At 57.1% G+C, this 1,740-nt stretch carries 2 protein-coding genes; both read right to left on the bottom strand.

The genetic code is table 11. The annotated features are described in order from the left end of the window. Positions 1-995: plasmid replication protein RepC (gene repC, locus EOC06_RS36780; RefSeq protein ID WP_128310086.1), on the bottom strand; the 995-nt coding region annotated here is incomplete at its 3' end. Between the two features lie 171 nt (positions 996-1,166). After that, positions 1,167-1,740 (bottom strand): plasmid partitioning protein RepB C-terminal domain-containing protein (locus tag EOC06_RS36785; protein ID WP_281062141.1); only part of this gene is annotated, 574 nt, incomplete at its 5' end.

Here is a 1,740-nt window from a genome sequence, read left to right on the forward strand (position 1 = left end):
GGCCGGGCAACCTCGGCCGCGGCCAGAAATTCACGCCAGTTGCGGATTCCGCCGCCGCCCTTCACCAGCCAAAGCATGTTCGGGCAGGCATCCAGCACAATTCCTAACGGCAGCTCGCGCTTCGGCAGGCTCCGTATGTTGTCGGTGTCCGCAACGTTGCCGCCCGCTTCATCTTTATTTCCTAAGCCATTTTCAGATTCAGATTTAGAGTCTGGTTTTGAATTCTGTATGTGGCGTCCGTTTTGGGACTCATTGGCGTCCACTTTCTGTCTTTTTACAAATGATTCCAATGCTTCACGCACTTCAGCCCAAAGGCCCTCCAGATCCTCGGCAATCGCCTCCAAGGTCTGTCGGGGGGCGGTGCGTGGTATCTGGCCGACAATCGCCTGGTAGGCCTGCTGGACCCTGCCCCAGTTCGCCGGCACGCCTTCCTCAATTCCAGCGTCGATCATCTTGACGATGTCACGCCGGCATATGGTTAGCCGCTCCTTAACGAGCCGAAAGGCCTTCTTCTCAGATCTGACCGCTTCCGCCAGCTCCTTGAACTCCTCTGCGCGCGCGACGATCGGCGAAATGTCGAAGCCATAGGCTTGCTCGATCTCGCCCCCCTGCCCTTTCCGGGCGAAGCGCTTGCCGTTTGGGCTGTCCCGACGGATGATCAATCCGCACTCCACCAGGACGGCCAGGTGCCGCCGCAAGGTCGTTGGCGGCATTCCGTTGGCGCGGCGGATAAGCTGCTCGTTTGATGGCCAGACGATCAGCTCGCTGTCGCCATAAAGCGCCGTGTCCGGATGGAACGACAACAGCGCGTCGAGAATGGCCAAAGCGCGATCAGAGGCGCCCAGAGCGATCCTGGCATCCTTGATATCTTGGAAGACGTGCCACTTGTGGACGGTCGCGTCCTTCGACACCGCCCTTGCGGTGACTTGGCTTGAGATCATGCCAAGCGTCATCGGCCGCCGCCCGAAGGGCGTCGTTGAAAAATGCGTTTCCATTGTCTTTACCTGTGTTCAGGCAAAAGAAATCCGCTCGCCAAAACGGCGCGGGGCTCGATCAGCCCTTGACGGTGATTCCCGGAAATGCGATTCTCTCAGTTGCCACACTACAGAGAAGGGCTTCCGGAATTCGTTTCGGTGGCCTTTTTCTTTTGCGGTTTCGTACTTTTCTTACATATGCTCCGTCTTCTGGAACTCTTGATAAAAGCGTTCTAGGTGTTCCGAGAGATACGCCCCAAACCGAGACGCGTCCTGGGCCTTGAGTGCCAAAGTAAAGCCCTTCCCGGTATCCTTTGTTGCGACTTTCACGGCATTACCCGCAAGTGACCAAGACCTTTCCGCAGGCTTGGCTACCGCGGTTTTTTTGCTCTTCGCCTTCTTCTTCAGGTCGTCGAGCAAAACTGCGAAGCGCTGGTCGGTATCGACACTCGCAAACTCGTCGCTTCGAATTAGATTTGACGCCTGGGCCGATTTGCCAGGCAATTGGAGAAGTTTCTTGAGCTCCTCCCAGCGATCCCTCCCAACGCCTCTCGCGGCGCCCAATGCATCCAGAACATGTTCGGGAACGTGCTCCGCAACTGCCAGCATTCGGGACAGGAGCGTATCGTCGATTGTAAGCGCGCTTTTGACCGTCTCCTTGTCAATTCCGGAGCTGGTCAGTTTACGTGCAAAGAGGGCCTTCTCGATGAAAGTGAGGTCGGAGCGGGCGGTGTTTTCCTGCCCCTGTGCGATCACATGTGCGATG

It is taken from the genome of Mesorhizobium sp. M7A.F.Ca.MR.362.00.0.0, from assembly GCF_004023175.1.
GTDB lineage: Bacteria > Pseudomonadota > Alphaproteobacteria > Rhizobiales > Rhizobiaceae > Mesorhizobium.